We start from the raw sequence: 26,967 nt of genomic DNA on the forward strand, positions 1-26,967 counted from the left end.
CAGTTTATGGATGCGGTCGAGGGTTTTGTTTAAACCACTGCCGGGCATTATCGATATCCTCGGCGATACGAGCCTTGAGAATATCCAACGAGGCGAACTTCTCCTCGTTGCGCAACTTGTGGCAGAACTCCACGGCGAGTTCCCGCCCATAGAGATTGCCGTTGAAATCAAACAGGTTTACCTCCAGCAGAGGACGCGCGCCCTCCCCCTCTACAGTGGGGCGAAATCCCACATTGGCTACGCCATCTATTTCTCGCCGCCCACTGGCGAGTTCAGAACTATCGGTGGCAGTGGTGCGCACCGTATAAACGCCAACCAAGGGGGAGCGGTAGCGATGCAGGCGTACATTGGCCGTGGGCGCACCCAGCTGACGGCCGAGTGAACGCCCAGGCGCTACCCTACCGGTTATCTTGTAGGGCCGCCCCAAGAGGGCCTCAGCCAACTGGAAATCGCCGTCCTGTAAGGCTTCGCGAATACGGGTACTGCTGACCCTAGCACCGCGTATTTCCAAAGTCGCAGTATCCTCCACGCTGAAGCCGCTCTGCGAACCCATCTTTTGCAGGAGTTGGTAGTCACCACTGCGGTCGCAGCCAAAGCGAAAATCATCGCCAACCACCAGGTGGCGAATGCCCAGGCCGTCGAGCAATATCCGCTGGATAAAAGCCTCGGCACTGAGTCCGCGCAGGGTTTCATTAAACTGCAGGCACAAAACCCGATCCACGCCCGCGTCGAACAGTGCCAGCACCTTTTCCTTGAAACGCATCAAGCGCGCGGGAGCTTTCTCACCAGAAAAGAATTCGTGGGGCTGGGGTTCAAATATAATGGCCACCGAGGGAAGGCCCCGCTCCAGCGCTCGCTGTTGCAGCTGGGCAATAATTGCCTGGTGACCGAGATGTACACCATCGAACGAGCCGATCGTCGCCACGCATCCCCGGTGGCGGGGGCGCAGGTTGTGCAACCCGCGAATTAGTTCGCGCTCCTGGGCCAAAACGATCTTCCCATCCTCATAAAATCGAGCCGCACAGTATAGCGGATTCCCACCGGGCGGCCAGTGGCTACTGGCCCCGTGCGATAAACGTCATTACGGGGCTTATAGTTAGTAGCTAGTAGCGAGCTAGCTTGTAGCGCGGAAATGACCCGGGCGCAGGCCTGAAACAAATAGGGCCAGAAGATAGGCCGAGCCTCCTGCGGCCACTATCACCCCCATACGCCAGGCGCGCTCGAACCAGCCCCAAGCACTCCAGGCCTCCCAGACGTGGAGAAGCCCCATCAATACAGCCACCATCGCCAAGTTGGCTGCGAGTAATCGCAACAGATAGCGCCCCCAGCCAGCCTCGGGCACATAAACGTCGTCCCTGCGTAAGCCCTTGTACAACAACCAGGCATTAATCGCCGCTTGGCAGGCAGTGGCCAGCGCCAACCCCATATGGCCAAGCTTAAAATAATGATCCAACGGAATAACAAACAGGAGACTCAGCACCATCTTGGCTGAAATCGCGATCAAGCCAAAGCGTACCGGTGTATAGGTATCCTGACGGGCGAAATAGCCAGGCGCCAACACTTTGATCAACATAAAAGCCAACAGCCCCAGGGCATAGGCTCTCAGGGACCAGGCCGCCATCTGCATATCGCGGGGCTGCATCTGGCCGTACTGAAAGAGTGTGGTCAACAGTGGCTCAGCCAGCACCACCAGTGCTACCGCCGCAGGCAGAGAGATAATCGTGACGCTGCGCAGCGCCCAGTCAAGGGTATGGCGGAAGCGGCGCGGATCTCCATCGCTGTGCAGGCGGGACAGGCTCGGCAGTATCACCGTGGCCACAGCCACACCAAATACACCCAGCGGTAATTCGGTCAGGCGATCGGAAAAATACAGCCAGGAAACACTGCCGCTGGGCAGGAATGAGGCCAACAGGGTATCCAACACCAGGCTGATTTGTGTGACTGAGACGCCAAAAATCGCCGGAGCCATCAAGCGCAGGATTTTACGGACCCCCGGATGGCTCCAATCCCACTTGGGCCTTGGTAGTAACCCCTCACGCGCCAAAAAAGGCAACTGGAATAGCAGCTGCACCAGCCCGGCGAAAAGCACACCCCAGGCTAGGGCCAGAATCTCTGGATCGAACCAAGCCGTACCCACCGTTGCCGCACCGATCAATACCAGATTCAGCATGATCGGCGTCAATGCCGGGATAGCAAAGCGGTCGAAACTATTCAGGATGGCCCCGGTGAAGCCCGCCAAAGAGATCAGCATCAGGTAGGGGAAAGTAATTTGCAGCATACCGGCGGCAAGATCGAACTTCTCTCTTTCGCTGCCGTCCCACCACCAGCCAAAAGCAAAAATTCCGGTCACTATTGGCGCGCACAGCACGCCAAATAGAGTAACCAGTAACAGGACACCGCCGAGCGCACCCGCGACCCGGTCATTCAGTGCTCGCGCTGCGGCAATTCCTCCCTTTTGGCGATACTCCGCAAGAACCGGCACAAATGCCTGGGCAAAAGCGCCCTCAGCAAACAAGCGGCGGAAAAAGTTGGGGATCTTGAAGGCCACAAAAAAGGCATCGGCGGCGTCCCCTGCCCCGGCAAAGCGCGCCAGTGCCATATCCCGGGCCAGGCCGGCAACCCGGGACAGCATAGTCGCAGCCCCCACCACCGAGCTGCCGCGCAGAAGTCTGGACGTACCGGATTTTTCAGTGGGTTGGTCTTGGGTTGGGGGCAACTGGGACAACGCTGTGACTCCTGGATTTGGGCGAGACCTGCTGGCCGGCAAGTCTACCGCAATTCCACGGAAACCATGGAGACATGGGTAATTGTGTGCTCCTACGACCTGGAGCCCGCGAGCCTATACTAGCTGTGAGCTAGTTACGCGTCCCACGGAACCGGTGGCGCGGGGAGAAGACAGGATGACCATTAACGCTTTGATTATTGCCCTGGCACTGGCGATTGTGCTTTACATTGCGATAATGCGCGGCCCCCGCCCACAGCGAGTTCGTGTCCGCGTAGATTCGCCCCGCGACCGGCGCTACCACCGCCTGAAATAACAGGACACCACCGGTTGCCACATTTCGCCACAATTGCGCGGTAGTTTGCCACTACTGCGCCCCGCCAGCGCCACCTTGGAGCTTTTTAATAACACTCAAACGGGCCAAACACACAGCCCACCGAGTAAAAAAGAAAGCCTCCAAGGAGAGTAGCAATGAAAAAAGCATTACTGGTTGCAGCCCTGACTTCCCTGATCGCCTCTGGTACCCAGGCGAGTGAACTCAATGAATCAAAACTGACCCCGGCCAAACAGGCCACGGTCTTTACCACGGCAGCCGTTGCCGGTGCCGCTGTAGGGGGCCCAGTCGGATTTATCGCCGGTGCAATCGGCGGTGCCTGGCTCGGCGAACAGGTCAAGCAAGCAGAAGAGGCAGATATGCTGGCAACACAACTGACAGAGAGCCGTGCAGAGCTCAGCAACCTGGCACAGCAACTGGATGCGGCTCGACTGTCCGCGAATGATGCCAGTCAAGTGGCACTGGATTCACTGCAATTCCAGATGCTATTCACCACCGGAGAAGACGAGCTTCAGACCACCCAGCTTCAACAGCTGAATGCCATGGCTGACTTTCTGAAACGTCACCCCCATCTGCAGATCCATCTTGAGGGACATGCCGACCCAAGGGGCAGCGATGGTTACAACAACGTGCTGTCCGACCAGCGCGCCCTGAGTGTTGAGCAGGCACTGATCTCCCTGGGCATCGACGCCTCCCGAATCAGCCGTCAAGCCATGGGGGCCACCTACTCCCAGGCACCCAAAGGGGATGTTGACGCCTATGCCATGGAGCGTCGTGTGGATATCCGCTTCTCTCTGCCGGAAGCCATGGCCGGACACTTCTAAAGACTGCCAAGCCCCACGGCAAAACGCCGCGATGGACTACAAATCCTCGCGGCTGCGCAAGGCGACTTCAAATCGCTGTTGCACCTAGTTGCATATATATTAGGCGGATTACAAATACGCCAAAATTCTCCCCCTGAAAGAAACCCTGTTGTTTGCGGGCCATTTGTGCCCGCCTTTTTGCCAATAAGCTGCAATTTCGTGCATGATTCTCCGCCACAAAGGAAGCCGTCGGAATCAACCATGAGTGCAACTATCGCTATTGTCGAAGACGAGCGCGCCATCGCCGAAAATTACCGCGATGCACTGCGCCGCAGTGGTTATCGAGTCGATCTCTACAGCGCAAGGATTGAGGCCATGGAGGCTTTTCGCCAGCGACTGCCAGATCTTGCCGTTATCGACGTCGGGTTGGGTAGCGAAGTAGAAGGCGGCTTTGAGTTGTGCAGGGAGCTGCGTGCCATGGCCCCCAGCTTGCCAATTCTGTTTCTCACCGCCAGGGATTCTGAGCTGGATATTATTTCCGGCCTGCGCCTCGGCGCCGACGACTACCTCACCAAGGATATCTCCCTACCCCATATGCAGGCGCGTATCAACGCGTTGCTGCGCCGGGTCAGCGTACTACGCGATCAGGGCAATGAAGGAGAAAGCCTGACCCAGGGTAAGCTGGAGCTGGATATCTCCCGATTGCACTGCCACTGGAACGGGCTGGCAGTGGACCTTACTGTCACGGAGTTCTGGATAGTCCACGCCCTGGCCAAACGCCCCGGACATGTGAAATCCCGCAGCCAGTTAATGGAGGCCGCTCGAGTAGTTTTGGACGACAACACCATTACTTCCCATGTAAAGCGGATCCGCAAGAAATTTCAGGCCCTGGATAGTGAATTTAACGCTATAGGCACGGCTTATGGCATGGGATATCGCTGGCAGCTTTAATAGCCCTTACAGCGGAAAACCCTAACAGCACACCTGCCGGCCCACAGTATTTCGAGAGCTCATACATGAAACTTCGCCGTCAACTCCTGCTGGTGAGCCTTGTGGCGCTGGCCCTGCCCTGGGCAGGCTGCCAATACCTCCGCCAGGTGGATGCGGCACTGGCACAGGGCCAGTTGCAGGCCCTCGAGGCCACAGCTGCGGCGATTGCCGCGCGCCTGGCAAGCGCCCCGCAGCTAATTGCCCCAGACCCCGCACGCCACGCGCGCCCACCGGGCAGCCAACTCTACCTCAATCCACTTTCCCACCCTCCGGTCGTGGATGGCTACGGGGATGACTGGCGCCCCTGGGAATTCGCACCTCGGGAACTACTCAATGAGCAGCTCATGCCCCAAGCGCAAATCACCCTCGGCCAGTTCGAGGATCAGATCTACCTACTGCTAACGGTTAGTGATGAGACCCCCGCCTACCGAGACCCTCGCACAAATCTGCTCGCGGGAGGGGATACTGTCGAACTGTTTACCAGCGGGCGCCATTACTTGTTGCCGGTGGCGAGTCGGGGCCCGGTCGAGGCTTTGTGGCACAACCCACGCGAAGGTGATTACCAACGCGAACTACGCCTGCGCGGGCGTTGGACCACCTCACCCAAAGGGTATCAACTAGAGCTCACCCTTCCCTATGCGCTCACCGGTGGCGGCCTGTCCATTCGAGTACAGGACCGCGCCAATAGCAACGGTGCGACACCAATCCACAGCGCCAGCACCCTTCCCGCCGATGGCCAACCAGGGCGTTTAGTTGCCCCTCTGCCTGAGTTACAACAAGAACTCGATCACTTTGCCCGCCCAGGCCTGCGCCTGGCAGTCGTAGATAGCGAGGGATTCCTGCTTGCCAGTAATGGCCAACCACAAGAGGTTGATGCAGAGGAGAGCGCACCTCGGCCCTGGCTGCGCAGCTGGATTTACCGCAAGTTACTCGCCAGGGAAGAGCTACCAAGACTGCTCGAAAATGACCTACCTCTCAGCAACGGTATAGGGCGCGATACGGCAGAGCAGTGGTTTGGCGGGCCACTACAGTCGCGTATAGGCGCAGTCAGTGTGCCCGTGATTACCCGAGCTGATGAAGTCATAGAACGACCACTATTAGGACGGGTACTCGTACTGCAATCCGCCGAGGTCATGCAATCGGTAACCGAGGGCGCCGCGCACCGGCTGTGGCTGATTAGCTGTGCGGCAGCGGCAATCGCACTGCTGTTTTTACTGGGCTACGCCAGCTGGCTGTCGTGGCGTATTCGAAAACTGCACCGCGCCGCACGCAATGCGATCGACAGTAGCGGCAAATTGCGCGGCAACTTCCCCCGCTCCTCCGCCAGTGATGAACTGGGCGCACTCAACCGCGCCTTTGCCAGCCTTCTGGGAGAGCTGGACCAGTATCACCAATATCTGCGCACCCTTGCCAGTAAGCTGTCCCACGAGCTGCGTACACCTCTCGCAGTGGTGCGCTCCTCCCTCGACAATCTCTCCGCAGGCGAACTGGATGAAGATAGCCGTCGCTATGCAGAGCGCGCGATGGATGGCAGTGCCCGCCTATCCGGAATCCTCAACAGTCTCTCCGCAGCCAGCAACCTGGAAGCCAGTATTCGCCAGGCAGAGCGCGAGCACTTTGACTTAGCAGACCTGCTGGAAGTCATGGTGCAATGCTACAGCGATGCCCACCCTCGCCACCGCTTTTCACTGAACAAACCCGACGGCGAGCTTTTCTGCGAGGGGGCCCCGGAGCTATTGGCACAGCTATTAGATAAACTGGTAGATAATGCCTGCAGCTTCGCCCCAGAGGGCAGTGAAATCCGGCTTTTAGCCCGCAGTGAAAAGGACGGCTACCTGATCAGTGTGAGTAACGACGGTCCACTGCTACCCAATGGCTATGCTCACAAGCTGTTCGATTCACTGGTATCGGTGCGCAAGGAGGGCGACAACGCCGGGCATTTGGGCCTTGGCCTCCATATCGCTAAGTTGATCGCTGACTTTCACCAGGGCCGCCTGGAGGCCCGAAATCGTGTTGATAATAGCGGTGTAGAGTTCAGCCTGAAGCTGCCGAGCCGCTAACCTAGCACCGGTATTGAAAGTAAAGCGCAAGGCGTCTGCGCAGATGGTTGACAAACAACCAGCTGTGGGGATAATGTCGCGTCCCGATCGGGCCCCAGGGCCTGTTAGTTACAGATTTATAGATTCCAGACAGGAGCAACCGGTGGCCAACTCACCTCAAGCGAAGAAACGCGCGCGCCAAAACGACAAGCGCCGCATGCATAACGCCAGTCTGCGCTCCATGGTGCGCACCTACATCAAGAAGGTAGTTGCGGCCATCGATGCCGGCGATGCGGAAAAAGCAAAAACTGCATACGCAGAAGCGGTTCCCGTTATTGACCGTATGGCAGACAAAGGCATTATTCACAAGAATAAAGCCGCTCGTCATAAGAGCCGCCTGAACGCTCAGGTTAAAGCTCTGGCCGCCTAATTCTTTAGGTAGCAGACACAAAAAACCCCGCATTGCGGGGTTTTTTTATGCCTGAAAATCGGCATTGCCACTAGAGCAGGATAAGGTTATCCCGGTGTATCAGCTCGTCGTCATCACGATAGCCGAGCAGGTCGACAAAGCGCTCCGATGACTGGCCGAGAATCCTGGCGCTCTCACTACTGTCGTAATTCACCAGGCCGCGGGCGACCTCTTGCCCCACATTATTACGGCAAGAAACCAAGTCTCCCCGGTGAAAGCGACCCTGCACCTCAGTGACCCCAACGGATAGCAGGCTTTTGCCGCCATCGCGCAACGCCTTCTCAGCACCACTATCGAGGGTGAGACTGCCGCGGACCTGCAGCTGCCCGGCAAGCCAGCGTTTGCGCGCTGCCAGGGGGCCCGCCTCGGGCAGCAGGAGAGTACCCAGGGCCTCCCCCTTCCATACCCGTGTGACTACTTCCTCCCTGGCACCTCCCGCAATCACGGTGCAGGCTCCAGAGCGAGCGGCCAGTTGTGCTGCGCGCACCTTGGTGGTCATACCACCGCGCCCGAGGCCACTGCGGGAGTCCCCTGCCATTCCCAGCAGCCTGGAATCCAATGCCGACGCCTCACCAATTAGCTCCGCATCGGGGTTATCGCGGGGATCCTCGGTAAAGAGTCCGTCGGCATCGGTCAAAATCAGCAGGGTATCCGCCTCCACAAGATTCGCCACTAACGCCGCCAGAGTATCGTTATCCCCAAAACGTATCTCATCGGTTACGACGGTATCGTTTTCATTGACGATCGGTACAGCCCCCAAAGAGAGCAAGGTTCGCAGCGTACTACGCGCATTGAGGTAGCGGGTGCGATTGGAGAGATCATCGTGATCCAGCAAAATCTGGGCACTGCGGATATCGAAGCGGCCAAAAGCCTGCTCATAAACCTGCACCAGATGGCTCTGCCCTACCGCTGCGGCGGCCTGCAGCTGATGGATCGATTCCGGCCTGCGATGCCAGCCGAGGCGATCCATACCCGCGGCAACCGCCCCGGAGGAAACCAACACCACTTCAATCCCCTGCTGGCGCAATTCGGCGATCTGTGCCACCCAGGCGGAAATGGCCACACTATTGACGCCGCGACCATTGTCAGTGAGCAAGGCACTGCCAATCTTCACCACCCAGCGCTGCCCCTTAGAAAGCCCCCTACGGGACATTGATACGGAGCCCATACTTCCCCCTGGACACCGGCCCCTCGGGGCCTATCGAGTGATCAATTTATTTGCCGAAAAGACCTGGAGCCGACTGAAACTCTACCCGGCGGCAAAGCATGCCGCCGGAAAGGTACAATTTTAAGGGCGGTACTCGATATCGACATCGTGGTCGTCATCGTCCCAGTCTTCATCATCATCCACAAGACCCTTCGCAGCCTTGCGCTTGGCGCGGTGGCTCTCCCGCAGCTCCTCAATGCGCTCGCGGGCTTCGCGCTGCATCTGGCGCTGCGCCTCCAGCTCGGCCTCGGCCAACTCCGGATCGCGATCTTCCTGTTCTTGACGGTCTTCCAGGTAGTCCATCAAACGGCCACTGAGCACATCGGTGCCTTCACCGCGTATAGCCGCCACGCGGAATACCGGCCCCTTCCAGTTCAACGCATCCACAACCGACTGACAGCGCTCTTCCAGCTCAGCAGCCGGCACCAGATCGGTCTTATTCAGCACCAGCCAGCGCTCGCGATCAGCCAGAGTACTACTAAAAGTAGCCAGCTCACGCTCGATAGCGCGGGCATTCTCCACCGGGTCTGAACCGTCAAATGGCGCCAAATCCACCAGGTGCAGCAACACTCGGCAGCGGGTTAAGTGTTTGAGGAACCGGATACCCAGACCCGCTCCTTCCGCTGCCCCCTCAATCAATCCTGGAATATCGGCAATCACAAAACTGCGGTGCTTCTGCACCTGAACCACCCCCAGGTTTGGCACCAAGGTCGTGAAGGGGTAATTGGCCACCTTGGGCTTAGCTGCAGATACCGCCCGAATAAACGTGGACTTGCCGGCATTGGGCAACCCCAGCATCCCAACATCTGCGAGCACCTTCAGCTCCAGCTTCAGGTTGCGGAACTCACCCTCAGAACCATTAGTGGTCTGGCGGGGGGCCCGGTTGGTACTGGACTTAAAGCGTGTGTTACCCAGGCCGTGAAAGCCTCCCTGGGCGACCAGCAGGCGTTCACCCGCCCGGGTCATATCGCCGATGGCCTCGCCAGTATCCACGTCAATCACGGTAGTACCCACGGGTACTTTCAAGACAAGGTCTTCGCCCTTGCCCCCGGTACAATTGCGCCCGCGGCCGGGCTGACCACTTTCAGCGGCATAGCGGGGCTGGTAACGGTAGTCTACCAGGGTGTTAAGGGAGTCATCGGCCTCTAAATAGACGGAACCGCCATCGCCGCCGTCACCACCATCCGGGCCACCTTTTTCTACAAACTTTTCTCTGCGGAAGCTCAGGCAGCCATTGCCACCCTTACCCGCCTGCACAAAGATGGGCGCCTCATCGACAAACTTCATAATCACTCCACCGCCACAGCGGTTGTCTCATCCGGTGCGCACATATTCGCACCTACCATCATATTCATCATACCAGCCGACAAGCCGCCCCACGCAGGCACCTGCCACCCCAGCTTCCCGCCACTGTACTATCGGGACTTTTCCAACAAAAAAGCCCCGCAATAGCGGGGCTTTTTATGAAGCTAGGGCTTGTGACCGCTTAGGCAGTTTCGATAGAAACGAACTTGCGGTTATTGGGGCCTTTAACTTCGAACTTCACAACGCCGTCCGCGGTGGCGAACAGGGTGTGATCTTTGCCCATACCAACGTTAACACCGGCGTGGAATTTGGTGCCACGCTGACGAACGATGATGTTGCCTGCTGCTACAGACTGGCCGCCAAAGCGCTTCACGCCCAGGCGTTTACTCTCGGAATCGCGACCATTTCGCGTACTACCGCCAGCTTTCTTATGTGCCATGAGTCGTTACTCCTCTCTTATGCCTTGATGCCAGTGATTTTAACTTCGGTGTACCACTGACGGTGGCCCTGGCGCTTCATGGAGTGCTTACGACGACGGAACTTGATGATTCTCACCTTCTCGCCGCGGCCGTGGCTTACCACTTCAGCAGATACTTTAGCGCCGTCTACAACGGGAGCGCCGATGTTGATTGTGTCGCCATCAACGACCATCAGCACTTTGTCGAAATCGATGGTTTCGCCAGTAGCTACTTCCAGCTTTTCCAGGCGAAGTACTTCACCTTCTTCTACACGGTGTTGCTTGCCACCGCTCTCAATAACAGCGTACATATTTCTATGCTCCGATATGGACGACACGAAGCAGCGGGAGGACTATTCAGTCACTGCTCCGCATTTCGGGAACTTGCGCCGTGTTGTTTAACATCTATTTCGCCGGCGGTACCATCGGCTCTAAAAACCGCGGAGCCCACAATCGACGGGGCGCAGATTCTAATCAATTCGCCGGGTTGATACAATAGCGACCCTCCGCCGCCCGAGCCTTCGGCGGCGCTAGTCTAGTCGTATTAAGGAACTCTCAAATGCTGCCTTTTCACCGGGTCGCCGCCGAAGACTTTGCCGCGGTCAACCAGCGTATTCTCGACCAACTGCACTCGGATGTCCCCCTGGTGGAAAATATAGGCCACTACCTGGTTGAGGCCGGCGGCAAACGCCTGCGCCCCCTATTAGTGCTGCTATGTGCCAGGGCCTGTAACTACCGAGATGAGAGCCATATTGATCTGGCCACCATTATCGAATTTATCCACACCGCCACTCTACTTCATGACGATGTGGTGGATACCTCCGATATGCGCCGCGGCCGCCTCACCGCCAATGCCAAGTGGGGCAATGCACCCAGCGTCTTGGTGGGAGACTTCCTCTACTCCCGCGCTTTCCAGATGATGATTGCCCTGCAGGACATGCGCATCATGGCACTCCTCTCCGACACCACCAACACCATTGCCGAAGGCGAGGTACAGCAGCTGGTAAACGCAGGCGACCCAGAGGTCAGCGAGGAAAACTATTTCAGTGTAATTTATAAGAAGACTGGAGCACTGTTTGAAGCGGCCTGTGAGACAGCCGCGGTTTTGGCCGAATGCTCCGCCGAGGAGCAAAACGCCTTGAAACTGTACGGGCGTCATTTGGGCCTCGCATTTCAGTTGGTGGATGACGCCCTGGATTACCGCGGCAACCCGGAAGAGCTAGGCAAGAACGTCGGCGACGACCTGGCGGAGGGCAAGCCCACACTGCCCCTGATCTATACCATGGCCAATGGCAGCGAAAACCAGGCAGCCCTGGTAAGGGAAGCCATTGAACAGCGCAGCGCGGCAAAACTGGCGGAAATTGTCGAGGCTATCGAGGCTTGCGGAGCACTGGATTACACCATGGAGCGGGCCCGTACTGCTGTGGAGGATGCCAAAGCTCAGCTGGATTTCCTACCCGAGAGTGATCAAAAAACTGCACTACAGCAACTAGCCAGCTTTGCCGTGGAGAGAAATGTCTAGCGAGCTCGGAGTATCGCCCTAGATACGAGGGGGCCAGATCTCTCGAGGTAACACCCATTAAAAAAGCCCCATTTTATGGGGCTTTTTTGACTTCAAAGCGGCAGCTCTTAAAGCCTATTCAGAGATAAGCTGGAGATCATGAACGAATCAGCTTTAGCAGTTCCTCGGTCTTCTCACGCATCAAAGCCTTATCCCCGCGGGACTCAACATTGAGGCGAATCACCGGCTCAGTATTGGACATGCGCAAATTAAAGCGCCACTCGGCATAAGCCACGCTCAGACCATCCACATGCTCGACACTGAGTGCATCTGCACCATACTTTTCCTCTGCAGCTTTAATCACCGCTGCCGCATCCTGCACTTTGGAGTTGATCTCACCCGAGCAGGGGAAAGCCGCCATACGCTCTCCCACCAACTGGGACAGAGTCTTACCGCTACGGCTGACCAGCTCCGCCACCAGCAGCCAGGGGATCATGCCACTATCGCAGTAGGCGAAGTCACGGAAATAATGGTGTGCACTCATCTCACCACCATAAATGGCATCTTCTTTGCGCATGCGTTCCTTGATAAAGGCATGGCCAGTTTTGCTCTGGACTGGCTCACCCCCAGCAGCACGCACAATATCTTCTGTATTCCACAGCAGGCGCGGATCGTGAACCACTTTGGCGCCCTTGTGCTTCACCAGGAAGGCCTCCGCAAGCAGGCCGACCACATAGTAGCCCTCGATAAAATCGCCGTTCTCATCGAAGAAGAAACAGCGATCAAAGTCACCATCCCAGGCAATACCAAAGTCAGCACCACTCTCCCGCACCGCCTCTGCAGTAGAAGCGCGGTTTTCCGGCAGGAGCGGGTTGGGAATCCCATTGGGGAAGTTGCCATCTGGCTGATGATGCACCCGCACAAACTCAAACGGCAAGTGCGGCGCCAGTGCATCGACGACGGCACCCGCACCACCATTGCCCGCATTGACCACCAACTTTAGGGGCTTCAGGGCTTTGCTATCGACATAGCCAAGCAAGTGCTTCACAAAATCTGCACGGTGCTCAAAACGCTGCAGGCTCCCGCGCTCCGCAACAGGGGCAAAATCATTCTCTTCAGCCAAGCGTTTGATATCGAGCAAACCGGTATCGCCACTAATCGGCCTACTACCCGCGCGAACAAACTTCATGCCGTTGTAATCCATGGGGTTATGACTGGCGGTCACACAGATACCACCATCAAAATCACCATGGAAAGTGGCGAAATACACCTCTTCAGTGCCGCACTCACCAATGTGGAAGACATCGGTACCAGCATCGCGCAAACCATTCACCAGGGCGTCTGTCAGCTCACCACTGGTAAGTCGAATATCATGGCCAACCACGACACGTTTCGCCCGCAAAAATTGGGCAAATGCCCGCCCCACCCGATAAGCCACTTCGGTATTCAGCTCATCAGGTACACGGCCGCGCAAATCATAGGCTTTAAAGCAGGTCAGCTCTGACACTTATTTTTTCTCCTGGGCAGCTTGTTCCGGCAGATACACATTTTCAAAGACGTGGTTAGTGGCCTCAATAAACCCTTCCACCGAGCCACAGTCAAAGCGCCGTCCTTTAAAGGCGTAAGCAAGAACACAACCCTGGCGCGCCTGGGTCAGCAACGCATCGGTAATTTGTACTTCCCCATTTTTACCCGGCGGGGTATCACGAATCAGATCAAAAATATCTGGGGTGAGGATATAGCGACCGATAATCGCCTTATTACTCGGCGCGTCTTCAACAGCCGGTTTTTCCACCATATCCGTTACCTGATACAGACCCGGCTTGATTTCATTGCCCGCAATCACACCAAACTTATGAATCTGCTCCATCGGCACCTCCTCGACGGCAACGATGGAACAGCGGAACTGCTTATAGAGCTGCACCATTTGCGAGAGTACACCCAGGTCATCATTCAGGCACAGGTCATCCGCCAGCACTACCCCAAATGGCTCATCTCCCACCAGGCGGCGCCCCTGCAATATCGCATCACCCAAGCCGCGCATTTCACCCTGGCGAGTATAGGAAAAGCTGGCGCTATCGATCACTTTATGTACAGAGTCTAGGTAGCGCTCTTTACCGGTCCCAGCAATTTGGTGCTCTAGCTCGTAATTGGTATCGAAGTGATCTTCGATGGCACGCTTACCGCGCCCGGTAACAAAGCCAATTTCTGTCAGGCCGGCTTCGATGGCCTCTTCCACACCGTACTGCACCAATGGCTTGTTCACGAGCGGCAGCATCTCTTTCGGCATAGCCTTAGTGGCTGGCAGGAAACGGGTACCGTAACCGGCAACCGGGAATAAACATTTCTTAAGCATTGCGCTCCCCATAATCAAAAACAAGCGCACCCCCGCGCCGGCGGCAACTTAACATAGCTAAAAAGAGAGTTCACTTACAAAGGATGACGCCAAATTCCTCTGATGTGTCAGCGCTCTACACAATTGATCATATAAGATGTTGTGAAAGTAATTACTACGACAGTCACAAAAATAATTTTGACTGACTGGACAAGCGACACACAGCGCTTAGAATGCCCGCTCTTACAAAAACGCTCAACATAAGTTGCGTAACCACCCACAATCGGGGAGAAGATGAGTAATTTTGTTCAAAAAAGTAGCTACGACAGAGAGGAGCTACTGACCTGCTCCACAGGTGAGATGTTTGGCCCAGGCAATGCCCAATTGCCGGCCCCCAATATGCTGATGCTGGACCGCATCACCCATATATCTAAAGAAGGGGGAGCCTTTAACAAGGGGGAATTGATCGCCGAGCTGGACATCCACCCCGACCTCTGGTTTTTCGAGTGCCATTTCCCCGGTGACCCGGTAATGCCCGGCTGCCTGGGCCTGGATGCCATGTGGCAGCTGTTGGGCTATTTCCTGGCCTGGAAGGGCAACCCAGGACACGGTCGCGCCCTCGGTTGTGGCGAAGTCAAATTTACCGGCCAAATACTTCCTACCAGCAAGAAAGTGACCTATCACATTCAGTTGAGCCGGGTTGTTGAGCGAAGACTGGTCATGGGGATCGGCGACGGTACAGTATCTGTAGATGGGCGTGAAATTTACACTGCGAAGGATCTTCGCGTAGGCTTATTCACTCGTACCGACAATTTCTAACCTCATGAAACCAATACCGGTAGAAACCATAAAGGCCTCTGCCAACAAGTAATGCTGGAGATCACTATGCGTCGGGTAGTCATTACCGGGATGGGCATCACATCCTGTATCGGTACTAACACAAAAGAAGTTACCGAGTCCTTGAGAGCAGGCCGCAGCGGCATTCGCTTTCAAGAAGAGTACAAAGAACTAGGCCTACGCAGCCAGGTAGCAGGGCCTGTCGATATCGATTTCAAGGAACACATCGACCGCAAGCAACTGCGGTTTATGGGGGATGCCGCCGCCTATGCCTATATTGCTATGCGCGAGGCTATCGAAATGTCCGGTATGGAGGAGAGCGATATCTCCAACCCCCGCACCGGCATTGTGATGGGATCTGGCGGCACCTCCACTCAGCAGATTATTGACGCCGCCCATACGCTCAAGGAAAAGGGGGTTCGCCGCGTCGGCGCCTACCGAGTTCCCCAGGTGATGAACAGCACTGTTTCCGCCTGCCTAGCTACTCCCTTTAAAATCAAAGGTGTGAACTACAGTATTTCCTCAGCCTGTGCCACCAGCGCCCACTGCATTGGCCACGGTGCCGAGCTAATCCAGATGGGCAAGCAGGATATTATCTTCGCCGGTGGCGGTGAAGAGCTCGCCTGGAGCCTCACTCACTTGTTTGATGCCATGGGCGCTCTTTCGAGTAAATATAATGACGAGCCCACCAAGGCCTCGCGCCCCTATGATGCCGATCGCGATGGTTTTGTCATCGCCGGTGGTGGTGGGTGCCTGATTCTGGAAGAGATGGAGCACGCCCTCGCTCGCGGAGCAACCATTTATGCTGAACTCACCGGCTATGGCGCCACTTCCGATGGATACGATATGGTAGCCCCCAGTGGTGAAGGCGCAGTGCGTTGCATGCAGCAGGCTCTCGCAGGCATGAATGGCAAGGGGCTCCAGGGCAGTGTGGATTACATCAACACCCACGGCACCTCAACCCCGGTTGGCGATGTCGCTGAACTGAAAGCCATGGGCGAAGTCTTTGCCAGCAAGGTGCCCCCATTTGCCTCCACAAAATCCCTGACCGGACACTCTCTGGGGGCCGCCGGTGTACAGGAGGCCATCTACAGCCTGCTAATGATGCAAAACAACTTTATTGCCGCTTCCGCGAATGTGGATCACCGAGATCCTGTGGCAGAAGGGATGGACCTGGTCACAGAGTTGCGTGAGTGCGAGCTTAAGCGTGCCATGTCCAACAGTTTTGGCTTCGGCGGCACCAATGCCTGTCTGGTATTCGATAAGGTATAGAGCCGCAAACTCAATCTAAACAAAAAGGGCGCCAAATTGGCGCCCTTTTTTATGGATAGTAAGACTATTCCTGCCGCTCCGCATCCAGGCGCTCCAACCACAATTCCACCTGTCTGGTCAGGCCCTGTCGCCAGCTATGCTGCTGTATACCGAAAACATCGCGCAGCTTACCGCAGGCTAATACTACACCCCTGTCCCTTTGGTCCGGCCCGGTTTCCAGTGCACTGAATTGCGCAAACCTGCCCTCGTCATAGAGTGACTGGGCTCGCTCCACGACCTCAAGGGCAAACTCTACCGCAGTACAACTATCCGAGCTGCCGTAGTGATAGATCCCTTGAGCCTCAGCACCGCTGGCCAACTGCTGCGCTACGGCAACGGCGACGCGGGCCAAATCCAAAGCAGTGACGGGATTACCACTATTGCACCCATCCAGTGCGACTGGCTCTCCCGTAACGAAGCCGCGCAGTACCCGTCCAAGCAAAGCATCTGGATTGCTATCCACTAGCCAGCCGAAGCGCAGAATAGTCAGGTTTTCGTGACCGGCCAGGGCTTCCTCACAGGCCAGCCATTGCCGCCCACTGCGAGCTTGCGGTGCCGCTACTTCATCCTCGTCATATTTCCTCGGTTCGCCACCGGCAAAGACCGCATAGGAAGAGAGATGAATAACATGTCGGCAGGAACATTGTGCCAGCGCCTTGGCGACCTGCAGCGCCTCTGGCATCCCCTGATCATCCGCGCATGCCGATGCATTGATAACAATAGAGGCGGGACGCAACTTATCGAGCTCCGAGGGCCCAAGTTGCTGGATGCGAAAGCCAGCGCGCTGCAGGCGTTTCTGCAGCGCGTTGTCGATATCGTTTCCGGCGCGAATTAACGCAACCCGATCCGGCTTGTATCCGGTATGTAGATCAGACACAGGGCAGGCCTGCTTTAGAAGGGAATATCGTCGTCGAAGCTGTTATCGAAACCACCGGCAGGGCCCTGGCTTGGTTGCTGTGCGGGCTGCTGTTGGTTACCGGGCGCTGGGCGCCCCTGATTACCCTGCTGGTAGCCACCTTGTTGGAAGCCGCCCTGCTGTTCGTATCCACCCTGGCCGCCCTGATGACCACCCATCTGGCCGCCCATTCCAGCTGCACCCATTGCGGCACCGCCCATGCCCTGACCGAAGCCACCCTGCTCACCTCGGCCATCGAGCATTTGCATCTCACTGGCAACAATCTCGGTAGTGTAGCGATCCTGACCACTGCTCTTATCCTGCCACTTGCGCGTGCGCAGTGAGCCCTCAACATAGACCTTGGAGCCCTTGCGCAAGTACTCACCGGCGATCTCAGCCAGGCGATTAAAAAACACTACACGGTGCCATTCGGTGCGCTCCTGTTGCTGACCAGTCTGCTTGTCCTTCCAGCTCTCACTGGTGGCCAGGCTGACGTTGGTCACCGCACCGCCGCTCGGCATATATTTGGTCTCCGGGTCGTTACCCAGGTTGCCGATTAAAATTACTTTGTTGATACCCCTGGCCATGGCCCTCTCCTCTCTTCGACCCGGGTCCCACCCGGAGCAATAATCATTCAATAATTAACTATAAAGTGCGGTTTCACACGCACTGTTAGTCTGTAAACAGGCAGCCGCCCACAGCGACAACCAGTGTATTTTTATACAGCAGCATACAACAGACATCCGCTGTTAGTAAGCGCTACCCTCGCGGACACCCGGGACCCGCTCACGCAGAAGCCACCAGAGCAGTATCCAAATTGCCACTACCGCAAAACCGAGCCCCGCCACTGCACTGGTACCACCGATTCCGTACAGATATCCACCCAGACTGCCGCCGACAAAAGTGCCGAAAAACTGCAACGTTGCATAGAGGCCCGAGGCAGCCCCGCGGGCATCCTCCGGGGCTTTGCGAGTTAACTGTGCCGGCAACAGGGCTTCCAGTAAGTTGAAGCCAATGAAGAAAATACTCAGCAGCAGTACGACCGCTACAGTCCCATTCATCGGCAGTAGCGCCGCGCTGCCAGTAATCAGGGCGAGCGCCGCCAGATTCAGTGCGAGCGGCACCTTACCGGCACGCTCGGCCATACGCATCATGGGCAACATAACGATAAAGGTGCCGAGCATCAGTGGGCCATAGAGTTTCCAGTGCTCTTGCGCCGGCCAGCCCAACCGATCGACCAGTACCAGTGGCAAGGCCACAAACAGTGCCGTCAGTAGCAAGTGGGAAAAGAAGGCCCCGCTGACCAGGCGCCAAGTCAGGCCACTACCCAGAACCTTGCGGAAACCGCCCTTAAATACTGCTGGGCGCTTTGCCACTTGAGGTGTCGGCACCACTCTCCATACCAGCAACATGCCTAACACGGCCAGCGCCGCTGTCAGCCAGAAAATAGCCGGTAGTCCGCCAGCACCAGCGAGTGCCGGGCCCAGTATTACCGCTAGCATAAAGGCCACACCGATCGAAGCCCCGATCACAGCCATGGCGATGCCGCGCTTCTCATCCCGGGTCAAGTCAGCCACCAATGCCATTACAGCGGCAGCGATCGCTCCACACCCCTGTAACACCCGGCCAACAATCAATCCATATACGGAGTCCGTCTGTGCAGCAACGATACTACCTAGGGCAAATAGCGCCAAACCGGTATAAATCACGGGTTTGCGGCCCCAGCGATCGGACAAGAGCCCCAGCGGAATCTGCAATAAGGCCTGGCTCAAACCATAGGCGCCCATGGCCAACCCCAGTAGCATCGGGGTGCTATCGCGATAGCCCTCACCGTATACCGTGAGTACCGGCAGCACCATAAACAGGCCGAGCATGCGAAAGACATAAAGGGAAGCCAGCCCACCCAGGGCCCGGCGCTCAATGGAATTCATGCAGCTCCCGGAACAGCGTCAAATTGGGCGCGCATTGTACAGCGAGCGAGCGCCGGGCTGTAGTGGAAGCTGTACAACTTTCGCGGAGATCTAACCGCGTCCATAGTCGTCATCGAAGCGGACTATATCGTCCTCGCCCAGGTAACTACCGGATTGCACCTCGATCAGCTCCAACGGAATAGTGCCGGGATTTTCCAATCGGTGCGTCACCCCCAGGGGGATATAGGTGGACTGATTCTCGGTAACCAATAACTCCTCATCGCCACGGGTCACTCGCGCGGTGCCACGCACCACAATCCAGTGCTCTGCGCGGTGGTGGTGCATCTGCAGGGAAAGCTGTTGTCCGGGCTTAACCACGATGCGTTTTACCTGAAAACGCGGGCCCGCATCGATAGAGTCGTAGTAACCCCAAGGTCTATACACCTTGCGGTGTCGCTGGGCCTCGCTACGGCCGGAGCGCTTGAGGCTTCCCACCAGTTTCTTCACCTCCTGAACCCGCTGCTTGTCAGCAATTAGCAGGGCATCGTCGGTATCCACCACCACCAGGTCCTCTACCCCGAGCAAACTGACCAGGCGACTCTCCGCACGCACCAGGCAACCGCTGCTGTCTTCCTGCAATACATCACCTTGCAACAGATTATCGTCGTCATCCCGCTCGGCCAGCTCCCACAATCCCAGCCAGGAGCCCACATCGCTCCAGCCAGCATCCATAGGTACTACAGCCGCCGACTCTGTAGGCTCCATAACCGCATAGTCCACAGATTCATCGCCGCAAGCAGCGAAGGCCTCTCTATCCACCCGGGTAAAATCCAGATCTCGAGCCGCCTGCTCGTAGGCCGTGCGACAGGCAGTGAGAATATCCTCGCGATGCTGGCCCAGCTCCTCCAGATACCGGGAGGCGCGAAACAAGAACATACCGCTATTCCAGGAATAACCGCCATCGGCCAGGTAGGACTCGGCGGTATCGGCATCTGGCTTCTCGACAAACTCTGCCACCGACCATGCACCGACGGAAAGCGCTTCTCCGCGGCGGATATAGCCATAACCAGTCTCTGCCCGAGTCGGGACAATACCAAAAGTGACTAAATGTCCCTGCTCTGCCAGAGCCCGAGCCGGCTGTAGCGCCTCCTGAAAAGCCGCCACATCAGCCACCGCATGGTCCGCCGGCAGCACCAGCAGCAAAGGGTCCTCACCGGACTCAAGCGCCGTCAGGGCTGCCAGAGCAATAGCCGGTGCCGTATTGCGCGCGCAGGGCTCTAGTAAAATAGACTGGGCGCCATGACCAATCTCGCGCAGCTGCTCCGCAGCGGCGAAGCGATGCTCCTCATTGCACACTAAAATCGGAGCCTGTAGCTGTGCCACGCCCTCCAACCGCCTTGCGGTAGCCTGCAACATGGTTTCTTCACCTGTTAGCGGCAAAAACTGCTTTGGGTAGGTTTCGCGAGAGAGTGGCCACAGGCGCGAACCAGTGCCACCACAGAGAATTACAGGGATCATCAGCGCTATCTGTTCATCGGTTGGTTTTTTGCGGCAGACGATTTTGGCACATTGAGTGGCGAGTTTATACTCGACTGTTTTCCCGGCACCGCAGTTGTGATCGCCTCGCGCGGAGCAAGTCCGTGGCCCGGCCCAGTATTAGCAGCAATATAGGTAGAGCGTGGACACGATTTATGTGAGGGGTGCTCGCACCCACAACCTGAAAAATATCGATCTCGACATCCCCCGCGACAAGCTGATCGTGATCACCGGACTATCGGGTTCCGGCAAATCCTCCCTGGCCTTCGACACCCTGTACGCCGAGGGTCAGCGACGCTATGTGGAGTCTCTCTCCACCTATGCACGGCAATTCCTATCAATGATGGAAAAGCCGGATGTAGATACTGTCGAGGGACTGTCACCGGCGATTTCCATTGAGCAGAAGTCCACCTCCCACAACCCGCGCTCCACCGTGGGTACCATTACCGAGATTTACGACTACCTCAGACTGCTGTTCGCCCGTGTCGGTGAGCCGCGCTGCCCGGAACACGACGAGCCTCTGCAAGCCCAGACGGTCAGCCAGATGGTGGATCAGGTACTAACCCTGCCGGAAGGCACTAAGCTGATGCTGCTAGCACCGGTCGTTCGCGACCGCAAGGGCGAGCACCAGCATGTATTCGAACAGCTGCGTCGCGACGGCTTCGTGCGCGCACGTATCGATGGGGTTATCTGCGATTTGGACGATACCCCCAAATTGGACAAGCGCCGCAAGCACACGGTCGAAGTGGTGGTAGACCGCTTCAAGGTGCGCGATGACCTGCAGTTACGCCTGGCAGAATCCTTCGAGACCGCTTTGAATCTCACCGATGGCATCGCCTCCGTCAGCTTTATGGATGGCGACCAGGAAGACCGCCTTTTTTCTGCCCGCCACGCCTGCCCTGTCTGTGACTATTCATTGGACGAACTGGAACCACGCCTGTTTTCCTTCAACAACCCGGCCGGTGCCTGCCCCAGTTGCGACGGCCTGGGGGTTAAACAGTTCTTTGACGAAGACAAAGTGATTCTCGACCCGGAGAGCAGTATTTCCGAGGGCGCTATTCGCGGCTGGGACAGGCGCAATATCTACTATTACCATATGCTCGACTCTCTGGCCGAGCACTACGGCTTTGACCTGGACAAGCCCTGGAAAAAACTGCGTAAAACTCACCGCAAAGTCATTTTACAGGGCAGTGGCGATGAGGAAATTGACTTTAGCTATGTGAATGATCGCGGTGATGTCACCGTGCGACAGCACACCTTCGAAGGCATTATCCCCAACTTCCAGCGCCGCTATCGGGACACGGAATCCCAGTCTGTGCGCGAAGAACTGGCCAAATATCTGAGCACACAAAGGTGCCCCGAATGTCACGGCACCCGCCTGCGCCGCGAAGCCCGCCATGTCTTTGTGGATAACCGCACCCTGGCGCAGATTACTGAACTGCCCGTCGGCGATGCTTTCAATTATTTCGATCACGAGCTGACCTTTAGAGGCGCCCAAAAGGAAATTGCCGATAAAATTCTTAAAGAGCTTCGCGATCGCTTCCGCTTCCTGGTAGATGTAGGCCTCAACTACCTGACCCTGAACCGCAGCGCAGAGACCCTATCCGGCGGTGAAGCACAACGGATTCGCCTAGCCAGCCAGATCGGTGCCGGCCTGGTGGGCGTGATGTATATCCTCGATGAGCCCTCTATTGGCCTACACCAACGTGACAACGAACGCCTGCTCAACACCCTTACACACCTGCGCGATATTGGTAATACCGTAATTGTCGTAGAGCACGATGAAGACGCCATCCGCAGCGCTGACTTTATTGTCGATATCGGCCCCGGCGCCGGTGTTCATGGTGGCGAAGTCGTCGCGGCCGGCACCGCCGATAAAATTGCCAAGTGCAAAAAGTCCCTCACCGGACAGTACCTGTCGGGCAAAAAGAAAATTGCCGTACCGGAAGAGCGCTACATCCCAGATCCGGATTATATGTTGCGCCTCGAAGGTGCCAGCGGCAATAATTTGCAAAACGTGAACCTGGAAATACCCGTGGGGCTGTTTACCTGTGTCACCGGTGTCTCCGGCTCAGGTAAATCCACCCTAATCAATACCACCCTCTACCCTCTTGCAGCCACAGCCCTAAATAAAGCCACCACCTTGAAGGCCTCCCCTTATAAGGCCGTCCACGGATTGGAGCATTTCGACAAGTGTGTGGATATAGACCAGAGCCCTATTGGACGCACTCCAAGGTCCAATCCCGCCACTTACACCGGTATTTTCACTCCGATTCGAGATCTGTTTGCCGGTACTCAGGAAGCGCGCTCACGTGGTTACAAACCTGGGCGTTTTAGCTTTAACGTAAAAGGCGGTCGCTGCGAAGCCTGTCAGGGCGACGGTGTAATCAAGGTGGAGATGCACTTCCTTCCAGATATCTATGTACCTTGCGATACCTGTCATGGTAAACGCTATAACCGTGAAACCCTGGAAGTTCACTATAAGGGTAAGAATATCCACGAAGTATTGGAAATGACGGTGGAAGATGCGCGGGAGTTTTTTGATCCCGTGCCTGCGATCGCTAAAAAATTACAAACACTCATTGATGTCGGCCTCTCCTATATCAAGCTGGGCCAGGCTGCCACGACGCTCTCCGGCGGTGAAGCCCAGCGAGTAAAGCTCTCCCGCGAGCTATCCAAGCGCGATACTGGCCAAACCCTCTATATCCTCGACGAACCCACTACCGGCCTGCACTTTGCCGATATTCAATTGTTACTGGATGTCTTACATCGCTTACGCGATCACGGCAATACCATCGTGGTTATCGAACACAATCTAGATGTGATCAAAACAGCTGACTGGATCGTGGACCTGGGCCCGGAAGGTGGTTCTGGCGGCGGACAAATTATTGCAGCGGGAACTCCCGAGGAAGTGGCAGAAATGGAAGTTTCCCATACCGGTCACTTCCTAAAACCGATGCTTGGCTGATCAATACTACGGAGCTGGATCGCAGTCTGGCTCCTATAGTAATTAAATCACCGAATACATGCCGCGACGGAACGTGGGAAATGATAAAAAAATTGGATCAAGAAAAGTTAAACTTAATTATTGCACTATGCGCAATGATGGTTTCCCTTGCCTCCTTCTATGCAACTTATCTACAGGCCGAAGCAGCAAATAAACAAGTCAAAATAATGACCATGCCTGTCATTCAATTTACACAGAGTAATTACGATCTTGAGGATGACAAACCATCAATTTACTTTGAACTTTACAATGTGGGGGCAAGCCCAGCTCTGCTGAAGAGTTTCAGCATCAACTATGAGCAAACTACCTACCATACCGCCAGGGAATTCCTGAATGCATGCTGCCAACAGGAATATCAAGAACTCACAAAAAAACTGGCAAATGATGGCGACGCTGTCAGCCTAGACAAAGGAAATATACTTACCTCAACTTTATCCAACAGCTTAATACCAGCGAACTCCAAGCGTCGAATATTTGCATTATTTTATGGTGAACGATCTTACGATCTCTGGCAAAAACTAGACAAAGAAAGAGGAAAAATATCAGTCGACTTCTGCTTCTGCTCACCCTTGGGTGGGTGCTATCGTTCAGAGAGTGAGGGAACCTCTACGGAGGTTGAAGCATGCACTACCAACCGCATTTAGACACTTTTCATTAGATAGAACTCTTAACAGAGTTTTCTCTAATCGTGAGCTGCGACGAATGAACATCGATATCAACTGTGACCTAGGCGAAGGATCTGATTTGAACAGCTGCGAGAGGGATGCACAAATTATGCCCTTTATCTCCCGCTGCAACATCGCCTGTGGCGGCCATGCTGGCAACCTGGAGATTATGCGCCTCTCTATTCGCAATGCACAGCAGTATAATTTAAAAATAGGGGCCCACCCCAGCTACCCAGATCGGGAAAACTTTGGAAGAAAATCTGTCGCAATCTCGCCAAATCAATTACTCGACTCTTTATACGCTCAGATCAATCAACTTCAAACCCTTGCTATTGCAGTAGGAACGCAGCTCGACCATATTAAGTTGCACGGCGCTCTATATAACGATGCCGAAGCAGACCAATTACTGGCCCAAATAATTATCTCCCTACTCTCTAAGGAATATCCCTCACTGAAAATTATCGGCCTAGCCAATGGCGCCATGGAAGCCGCCGCAGCCGAAAAAAATCGTATTTTTTACCGGGAGGGTTTTATGGACAGGCAATACATCAATAAAGAAAAGCTAGCGCCACGTGATTTGCCTGGATCAGTTTTAAACAACATTGATCACTGCCTCGAAAGAGCTGTCGCATTGGCAAAAGGCACAGGCATTACTAGCTATCATGGCAGACCACTAAAATTTTCAGTCGACACTATTTGTTTACATAGTGATAATCCAGCAGCAGTGCGTATCGCAGAGAGGCTTGTCAATCACTTGCAGCTCCATGGATTGAGCATACATTCGTGACACTCCCCGAAAAAGACTTCCCCAAAAAGTTGGATTTTAATGTATCTATGAACGGGGATAGTGCCCTCGATATTCGCTTTAGCGCGGAACCTAGTGCAAATCTTAGTCGCTATATTATTGGGCTAAGACAGTATATCCTTAAGCATGTCTCAAATGGACTTACCGACCTAATTCCCTCATATCAATGCCTAACAATAATTTTTGATCCTACTTTATTTGATAACGAATCGCTATCTCAAGAAGTTCATCGGTTAACCCGAACCTTCCTAGAAAAGCCAGAGAAAATCAAAAGAAAGCCTCGCACAATTCGTATTCCTGTGTGCTATGAATCAACTTTTGCTCCCGATATGACTGTATTGAGCAAATACACAAACTTATCACCCGAGGAGATCATTCAGTTACATACTGCAAGCCCCTATCTCGTGCACATGCTGGGTTTTTCACCCGGTTTTTTGTATCTAGGCGGCCTTGATCCCAGACTACATTGTCCTCGCAAAGACAAGCCGAGAGCGAGTATTCCTGCCGGAGCGGTTGGAATTGGTGGGAGTCAAACCGGAATTTATCCACAAGCTACACCGGGGGGGTGGCAGATTATCGGACAAACCCCCATCCAGCTATTTCAACCTTATAGTGAATCTCCTTTTATTGCTGCTCCTTTGGACATTGTCGAATTCTACCCTATCAGTGAATTTGAGTTCGCCATCATTAGCCAACACCACGATTAATAAATTAGACATTTATGAGCATCTATTTTATTCGAGCCGGACTACAAACCAGCATTCAGGACTGTGGCCGGCCTGGCTTGATGCACTACGGAATTCCTCAAGGAGGCGCCGCAGACCTCTTATCGATGAAGCTTGCTAACTTACTATTAGGCAACATTCTAAATAACCCAGTACTGGAAATAACTTTAACGGGCCCACTTATTGAGTTCGATTGTGATGTTTCGATAGCCATTACAGGCGCGCAATTCAAAGTTCTGTTAAACAACAACCCCATTGAAAGCTATAAAGTGATCCAAATTAAAAACGGAGATATTCTAGAGTTTTCCCGTTTAATGAGCGGTGCTCGGGCATATATAGGTTTATCCGCCACAATCTCTGCACCTCAAATTCTAAATAGTGTATCCACCCATTTAATCAGCGGCTTTGGCGGACACAGAAATGGGGCAATTAATCCAGGGGAAAGAATCTACTTAGAAAATACCCGCATAACAAAAGAAGCACACTTGGAAAGAGAGTTTATCCCAAACTATCGACTACGCCCCTTAATAAGAGTCGTCCATGGAGCAGAGAGTCAGCGTTTTACCCAATCTGCATTGGACAATTTTTTTGCTACCACTTTTCAAGTATCCGCTCAGAGTAACCGCATGGGAATTCGCCTATCACCATCGATAATGTCAGACTCTGAGAGACTGAAAGATATCTCAGGGGAAATGGTTTCTTCCGGACTTTACCCCGGAAGCATTCAGATACCAAACAATGGCGAGCCGATTATTTCATTTATAGAAGGGCAAACCATCGGCGGTTACCCTCGACTGGCTCATGTTGTTCGGGCCGACCTCCATAGATTAGGGCAACTCAAACCCCAGGATAAAATCAATTTTCAGCTGGTCACACAGGCAAAGGCAAGAAAAGTATTACAGGAAAAGCATAAACTTTTAGGAAAGCTACAAAACATGATGAAATCAGGGACCAGAGAAACATTTACTCTTTGAAGAGGGACCTTCAAACAAATAATAAAATAAATTCAAACTACTGAATAACGACGACCCCGCAACTCTTTCGATTACCCCTCCTAATTAAAATTAAAACCACAATCTTTAAAGCACTTGGGCATCAATTTCATCGCCCCAAA

The 26,967-nt window shown here is 55.0% G+C and carries 25 protein-coding genes; 13 read left to right on the forward strand and 12 right to left on the reverse strand.

Annotated features, from left to right (window positions below; all coding sequences use genetic code 11):
• Window positions 1-4 precede the first annotated feature (4 nt).
• Together ribF and murJ are read right to left on the reverse strand one after the other, a co-directional pair.
• Window positions 5-988, reverse strand: coding sequence for a bifunctional riboflavin kinase/FAD synthetase (ribF, locus tag ACXAFI_RS16220; RefSeq protein ID WP_475109632.1), 984 nt, complete (start codon window positions 986-988; stop codon window positions 5-7).
• Between the two features lie 126 nt (window positions 989-1,114).
• A complete protein-coding gene (murJ, locus tag ACXAFI_RS16225) occupies window positions 1,115-2,725 on the reverse strand; it encodes a murein biosynthesis integral membrane protein MurJ (protein WP_475109633.1) in 1,611 nt (536 codons plus the stop codon).
• 175 nt (window positions 2,726-2,900) lie between these two features.
• On the opposite strand from murJ, the gene ACXAFI_RS16230 reads away from it, so the two are divergent.
• From ACXAFI_RS16230 to rpsT, 5 genes are all read left to right on the forward strand, one after another.
• Window positions 2,901-3,038 carry a hypothetical protein gene (locus ACXAFI_RS16230; RefSeq protein WP_172975300.1) on the forward strand — a complete coding sequence of 46 codons (138 nt, stop codon included), beginning with the start codon at window positions 2,901-2,903 and terminating at the stop codon, window positions 3,036-3,038.
• Window positions 3,039-3,193: 155 nt separating this feature from the next.
• Window positions 3,194-3,880: an OmpA family protein gene (locus tag ACXAFI_RS16235; protein ID WP_475109634.1), complete on the forward strand. Its 687-nt coding sequence runs from the start codon at window positions 3,194-3,196 to the stop codon at window positions 3,878-3,880.
• Window positions 3,881-4,120: 240 nt separating this feature from the next.
• Window positions 4,121-4,810, forward strand: coding sequence for a proteobacterial dedicated sortase system response regulator (gene pdsR, locus ACXAFI_RS16240; protein ID WP_152451215.1), 690 nt, complete (start codon window positions 4,121-4,123; stop codon window positions 4,808-4,810).
• 65 nt (window positions 4,811-4,875) lie between these two features.
• Window positions 4,876-6,909 carry an ATP-binding protein gene (locus tag ACXAFI_RS16245; protein ID WP_475109635.1) on the forward strand — a complete coding sequence of 678 codons (2,034 nt, stop codon included), beginning with the start codon at window positions 4,876-4,878 and terminating at the stop codon, window positions 6,907-6,909.
• 142 nt (window positions 6,910-7,051) lie between these two features.
• Window positions 7,052-7,318, forward strand: a complete 267-nt coding sequence (rpsT, locus tag ACXAFI_RS16250; RefSeq protein WP_020411431.1) for a 30S ribosomal protein S20 — start codon at window positions 7,052-7,054, stop codon at window positions 7,316-7,318.
• 70 nt (window positions 7,319-7,388) lie between these two features.
• Here the strand turns inward: rpsT and proB are convergent, their stop codons facing one another.
• The 4 genes from proB to rplU form a co-directional block, all read right to left on the reverse strand.
• Entirely contained in the window at window positions 7,389-8,510 is a 1,122-nt protein-coding gene (gene proB, locus ACXAFI_RS16255; protein WP_475109836.1) for a glutamate 5-kinase, read from the reverse strand.
• Window positions 8,511-8,645: 135 nt separating this feature from the next.
• Complete coding sequence (gene cgtA, locus ACXAFI_RS16260; protein ID WP_475109636.1) at window positions 8,646-9,851, reverse strand: Obg family GTPase CgtA; 1,206 nt, start codon at window positions 9,849-9,851, stop codon at window positions 8,646-8,648.
• Window positions 9,852-10,050: 199 nt separating this feature from the next.
• Window positions 10,051-10,308: a 50S ribosomal protein L27 gene (gene rpmA, locus ACXAFI_RS16265; RefSeq protein WP_073277572.1), complete on the reverse strand. Its 258-nt coding sequence runs from the start codon at window positions 10,306-10,308 to the stop codon at window positions 10,051-10,053.
• Between the two features lie 17 nt (window positions 10,309-10,325).
• Window positions 10,326-10,637 carry a 50S ribosomal protein L21 gene (gene rplU, locus ACXAFI_RS16270; protein WP_152451207.1) on the reverse strand — a complete coding sequence of 104 codons (312 nt, stop codon included), beginning with the start codon at window positions 10,635-10,637 and terminating at the stop codon, window positions 10,326-10,328.
• Window positions 10,638-10,885: 248 nt separating this feature from the next.
• On the opposite strand from rplU, the gene ispB reads away from it, so the two are divergent.
• Complete coding sequence (gene ispB / locus ACXAFI_RS16275) at window positions 10,886-11,848, forward strand: octaprenyl diphosphate synthase (protein WP_475109637.1); 963 nt, start codon at window positions 10,886-10,888, stop codon at window positions 11,846-11,848.
• 136 nt (window positions 11,849-11,984) lie between these two features.
• Here the strand turns inward: ispB and ACXAFI_RS16280 are convergent, their stop codons facing one another.
• Window positions 11,985-13,334, reverse strand: a complete 1,350-nt coding sequence (locus ACXAFI_RS16280; RefSeq protein WP_475109638.1) for a phosphohexomutase domain-containing protein — start codon at window positions 13,332-13,334, stop codon at window positions 11,985-11,987.
• Window positions 13,335-14,183, reverse strand: a complete 849-nt coding sequence (gene galU, locus ACXAFI_RS16285) for a UTP--glucose-1-phosphate uridylyltransferase GalU (RefSeq protein ID WP_475109639.1) — start codon at window positions 14,181-14,183, stop codon at window positions 13,335-13,337.
• 273 nt (window positions 14,184-14,456) lie between these two features.
• Between galU and fabA the strand changes: the two genes are divergently transcribed.
• Window positions 14,457-14,981 carry a 3-hydroxyacyl-[acyl-carrier-protein] dehydratase FabA gene (fabA, locus tag ACXAFI_RS16290; protein ID WP_152451199.1) on the forward strand — a complete coding sequence of 175 codons (525 nt, stop codon included), beginning with the start codon at window positions 14,457-14,459 and terminating at the stop codon, window positions 14,979-14,981.
• 66 nt (window positions 14,982-15,047) lie between these two features.
• The gene (gene fabB / locus ACXAFI_RS16295; protein ID WP_475109640.1) at window positions 15,048-16,271 is read left to right on the forward strand and encodes a beta-ketoacyl-ACP synthase I; all 1,224 of its coding nucleotides are present in this window, start codon (window positions 15,048-15,050) and stop codon (window positions 16,269-16,271) included.
• Between the two features lie 64 nt (window positions 16,272-16,335).
• On the opposite strand, the gene ACXAFI_RS16300 is transcribed toward fabB, so the two are convergent.
• The 4 genes from ACXAFI_RS16300 to ACXAFI_RS16315 form a co-directional block, all read right to left on the reverse strand.
• Window positions 16,336-17,187 (reverse strand): sugar nucleotide-binding protein, encoded by an 852-nt coding sequence (locus tag ACXAFI_RS16300; protein WP_475109641.1) that lies wholly within the window; start codon window positions 17,185-17,187, stop codon window positions 16,336-16,338.
• A 14-nt stretch (window positions 17,188-17,201) separates the two neighbouring features.
• Window positions 17,202-17,792: a single-stranded DNA-binding protein gene (ssb, locus tag ACXAFI_RS16305; protein ID WP_152451193.1), complete on the reverse strand. Its 591-nt coding sequence runs from the start codon at window positions 17,790-17,792 to the stop codon at window positions 17,202-17,204.
• 162 nt (window positions 17,793-17,954) lie between these two features.
• On the reverse strand, window positions 17,955-19,136 hold the full coding sequence (locus ACXAFI_RS16310; protein ID WP_475109642.1) for an MFS transporter: 1,182 nt from the start codon (window positions 19,134-19,136) through the stop codon (window positions 17,955-17,957).
• Window positions 19,137-19,226: 90 nt separating this feature from the next.
• Window positions 19,227-20,633 carry a mannose-1-phosphate guanylyltransferase/mannose-6-phosphate isomerase gene (locus tag ACXAFI_RS16315; RefSeq protein WP_475109643.1) on the reverse strand — a complete coding sequence of 469 codons (1,407 nt, stop codon included), beginning with the start codon at window positions 20,631-20,633 and terminating at the stop codon, window positions 19,227-19,229.
• A 160-nt stretch (window positions 20,634-20,793) separates the two neighbouring features.
• Between ACXAFI_RS16315 and uvrA the strand changes: the two genes are divergently transcribed.
• From uvrA to ACXAFI_RS16340, 5 genes are all read left to right on the forward strand, one after another.
• Entirely contained in the window at window positions 20,794-23,619 is a 2,826-nt protein-coding gene (gene uvrA / locus ACXAFI_RS16320) for an excinuclease ABC subunit UvrA (RefSeq protein WP_475109644.1), read from the forward strand.
• Between the two features lie 80 nt (window positions 23,620-23,699).
• A complete protein-coding gene (locus ACXAFI_RS16325; protein ID WP_475109645.1) occupies window positions 23,700-24,302 on the forward strand; it encodes a hypothetical protein in 603 nt (200 codons plus the stop codon).
• The gene (pxpA, locus tag ACXAFI_RS16330; protein WP_475109646.1) at window positions 24,274-25,110 is read left to right on the forward strand and encodes a 5-oxoprolinase subunit PxpA; all 837 of its coding nucleotides are present in this window, start codon (window positions 24,274-24,276) and stop codon (window positions 25,108-25,110) included. Before ACXAFI_RS16325 ends, pxpA begins: the two co-directional genes overlap by 29 nt.
• The gene (gene pxpB, locus ACXAFI_RS16335; RefSeq protein WP_475109647.1) at window positions 25,107-25,835 is read left to right on the forward strand and encodes a 5-oxoprolinase subunit PxpB; all 729 of its coding nucleotides are present in this window, start codon (window positions 25,107-25,109) and stop codon (window positions 25,833-25,835) included. Before pxpA ends, pxpB begins: the two co-directional genes overlap by 4 nt.
• A gap of 14 nt (window positions 25,836-25,849) precedes the next feature.
• Window positions 25,850-26,827 (forward strand): 5-oxoprolinase subunit C family protein, encoded by a 978-nt coding sequence (locus tag ACXAFI_RS16340; RefSeq protein WP_475109648.1) that lies wholly within the window; start codon window positions 25,850-25,852, stop codon window positions 26,825-26,827.
• Window positions 26,828-26,967 lie beyond the last annotated feature (140 nt).

The organism is Microbulbifer sp. ABH2_005 (assembly GCF_056160005.1).

Coding starts and splice junctions, on each gene's coding strand:
- cgtA (WP_475109636.1), bottom strand. CDS start 9,851: ATGAAGTTTGTCGATGAGGCGCCCATCTTTGTGCAGGCGGGTAAGGGT.
- ACXAFI_RS16325 (WP_475109645.1), top strand. CDS start 23,700: ATGATAAAAAAATTGGATCAAGAAAAGTTAAACTTAATTATTGCACTA.
- rplU (WP_152451207.1), bottom strand. CDS start 10,637: ATGTACGCTGTTATTGAGAGCGGTGGCAAGCAACACCGTGTAGAAGAA.
- galU (WP_475109639.1), bottom strand. CDS start 14,183: ATGCTTAAGAAATGTTTATTCCCGGTTGCCGGTTACGGTACCCGTTTC.
- ACXAFI_RS16315 (WP_475109643.1), bottom strand. CDS start 20,633: ATGATCCCTGTAATTCTCTGTGGTGGCACTGGTTCGCGCCTGTGGCCA.
- proB (WP_475109836.1), bottom strand. CDS start 8,510: ATGTCCCGTAGGGGGCTTTCTAAGGGGCAGCGCTGGGTGGTGAAGATT.
- ispB (WP_475109637.1), top strand. CDS start 10,886: ATGCTGCCTTTTCACCGGGTCGCCGCCGAAGACTTTGCCGCGGTCAAC.
- ACXAFI_RS16235 (WP_475109634.1), top strand. CDS start 3,194: ATGAAAAAAGCATTACTGGTTGCAGCCCTGACTTCCCTGATCGCCTCT.
- ACXAFI_RS16340 (WP_475109648.1), top strand. CDS start 25,850: ATGAGCATCTATTTTATTCGAGCCGGACTACAAACCAGCATTCAGGAC.
- rpmA (WP_073277572.1), bottom strand. CDS start 10,308: ATGGCACATAAGAAAGCTGGCGGTAGTACGCGAAATGGTCGCGATTCC.
- pdsR (WP_152451215.1), top strand. CDS start 4,121: ATGAGTGCAACTATCGCTATTGTCGAAGACGAGCGCGCCATCGCCGAA.
- fabA (WP_152451199.1), top strand. CDS start 14,457: ATGAGTAATTTTGTTCAAAAAAGTAGCTACGACAGAGAGGAGCTACTG.
- fabB (WP_475109640.1), top strand. CDS start 15,048: ATGCGTCGGGTAGTCATTACCGGGATGGGCATCACATCCTGTATCGGT.
- ACXAFI_RS16310 (WP_475109642.1), bottom strand. CDS start 19,136: ATGAATTCCATTGAGCGCCGGGCCCTGGGTGGGCTGGCTTCCCTTTAT.
- ACXAFI_RS16230 (WP_172975300.1), top strand. CDS start 2,901: ATGACCATTAACGCTTTGATTATTGCCCTGGCACTGGCGATTGTGCTT.
- ssb (WP_152451193.1), bottom strand. CDS start 17,792: ATGGCCAGGGGTATCAACAAAGTAATTTTAATCGGCAACCTGGGTAAC.
- ACXAFI_RS16245 (WP_475109635.1), top strand. CDS start 4,876: ATGAAACTTCGCCGTCAACTCCTGCTGGTGAGCCTTGTGGCGCTGGCC.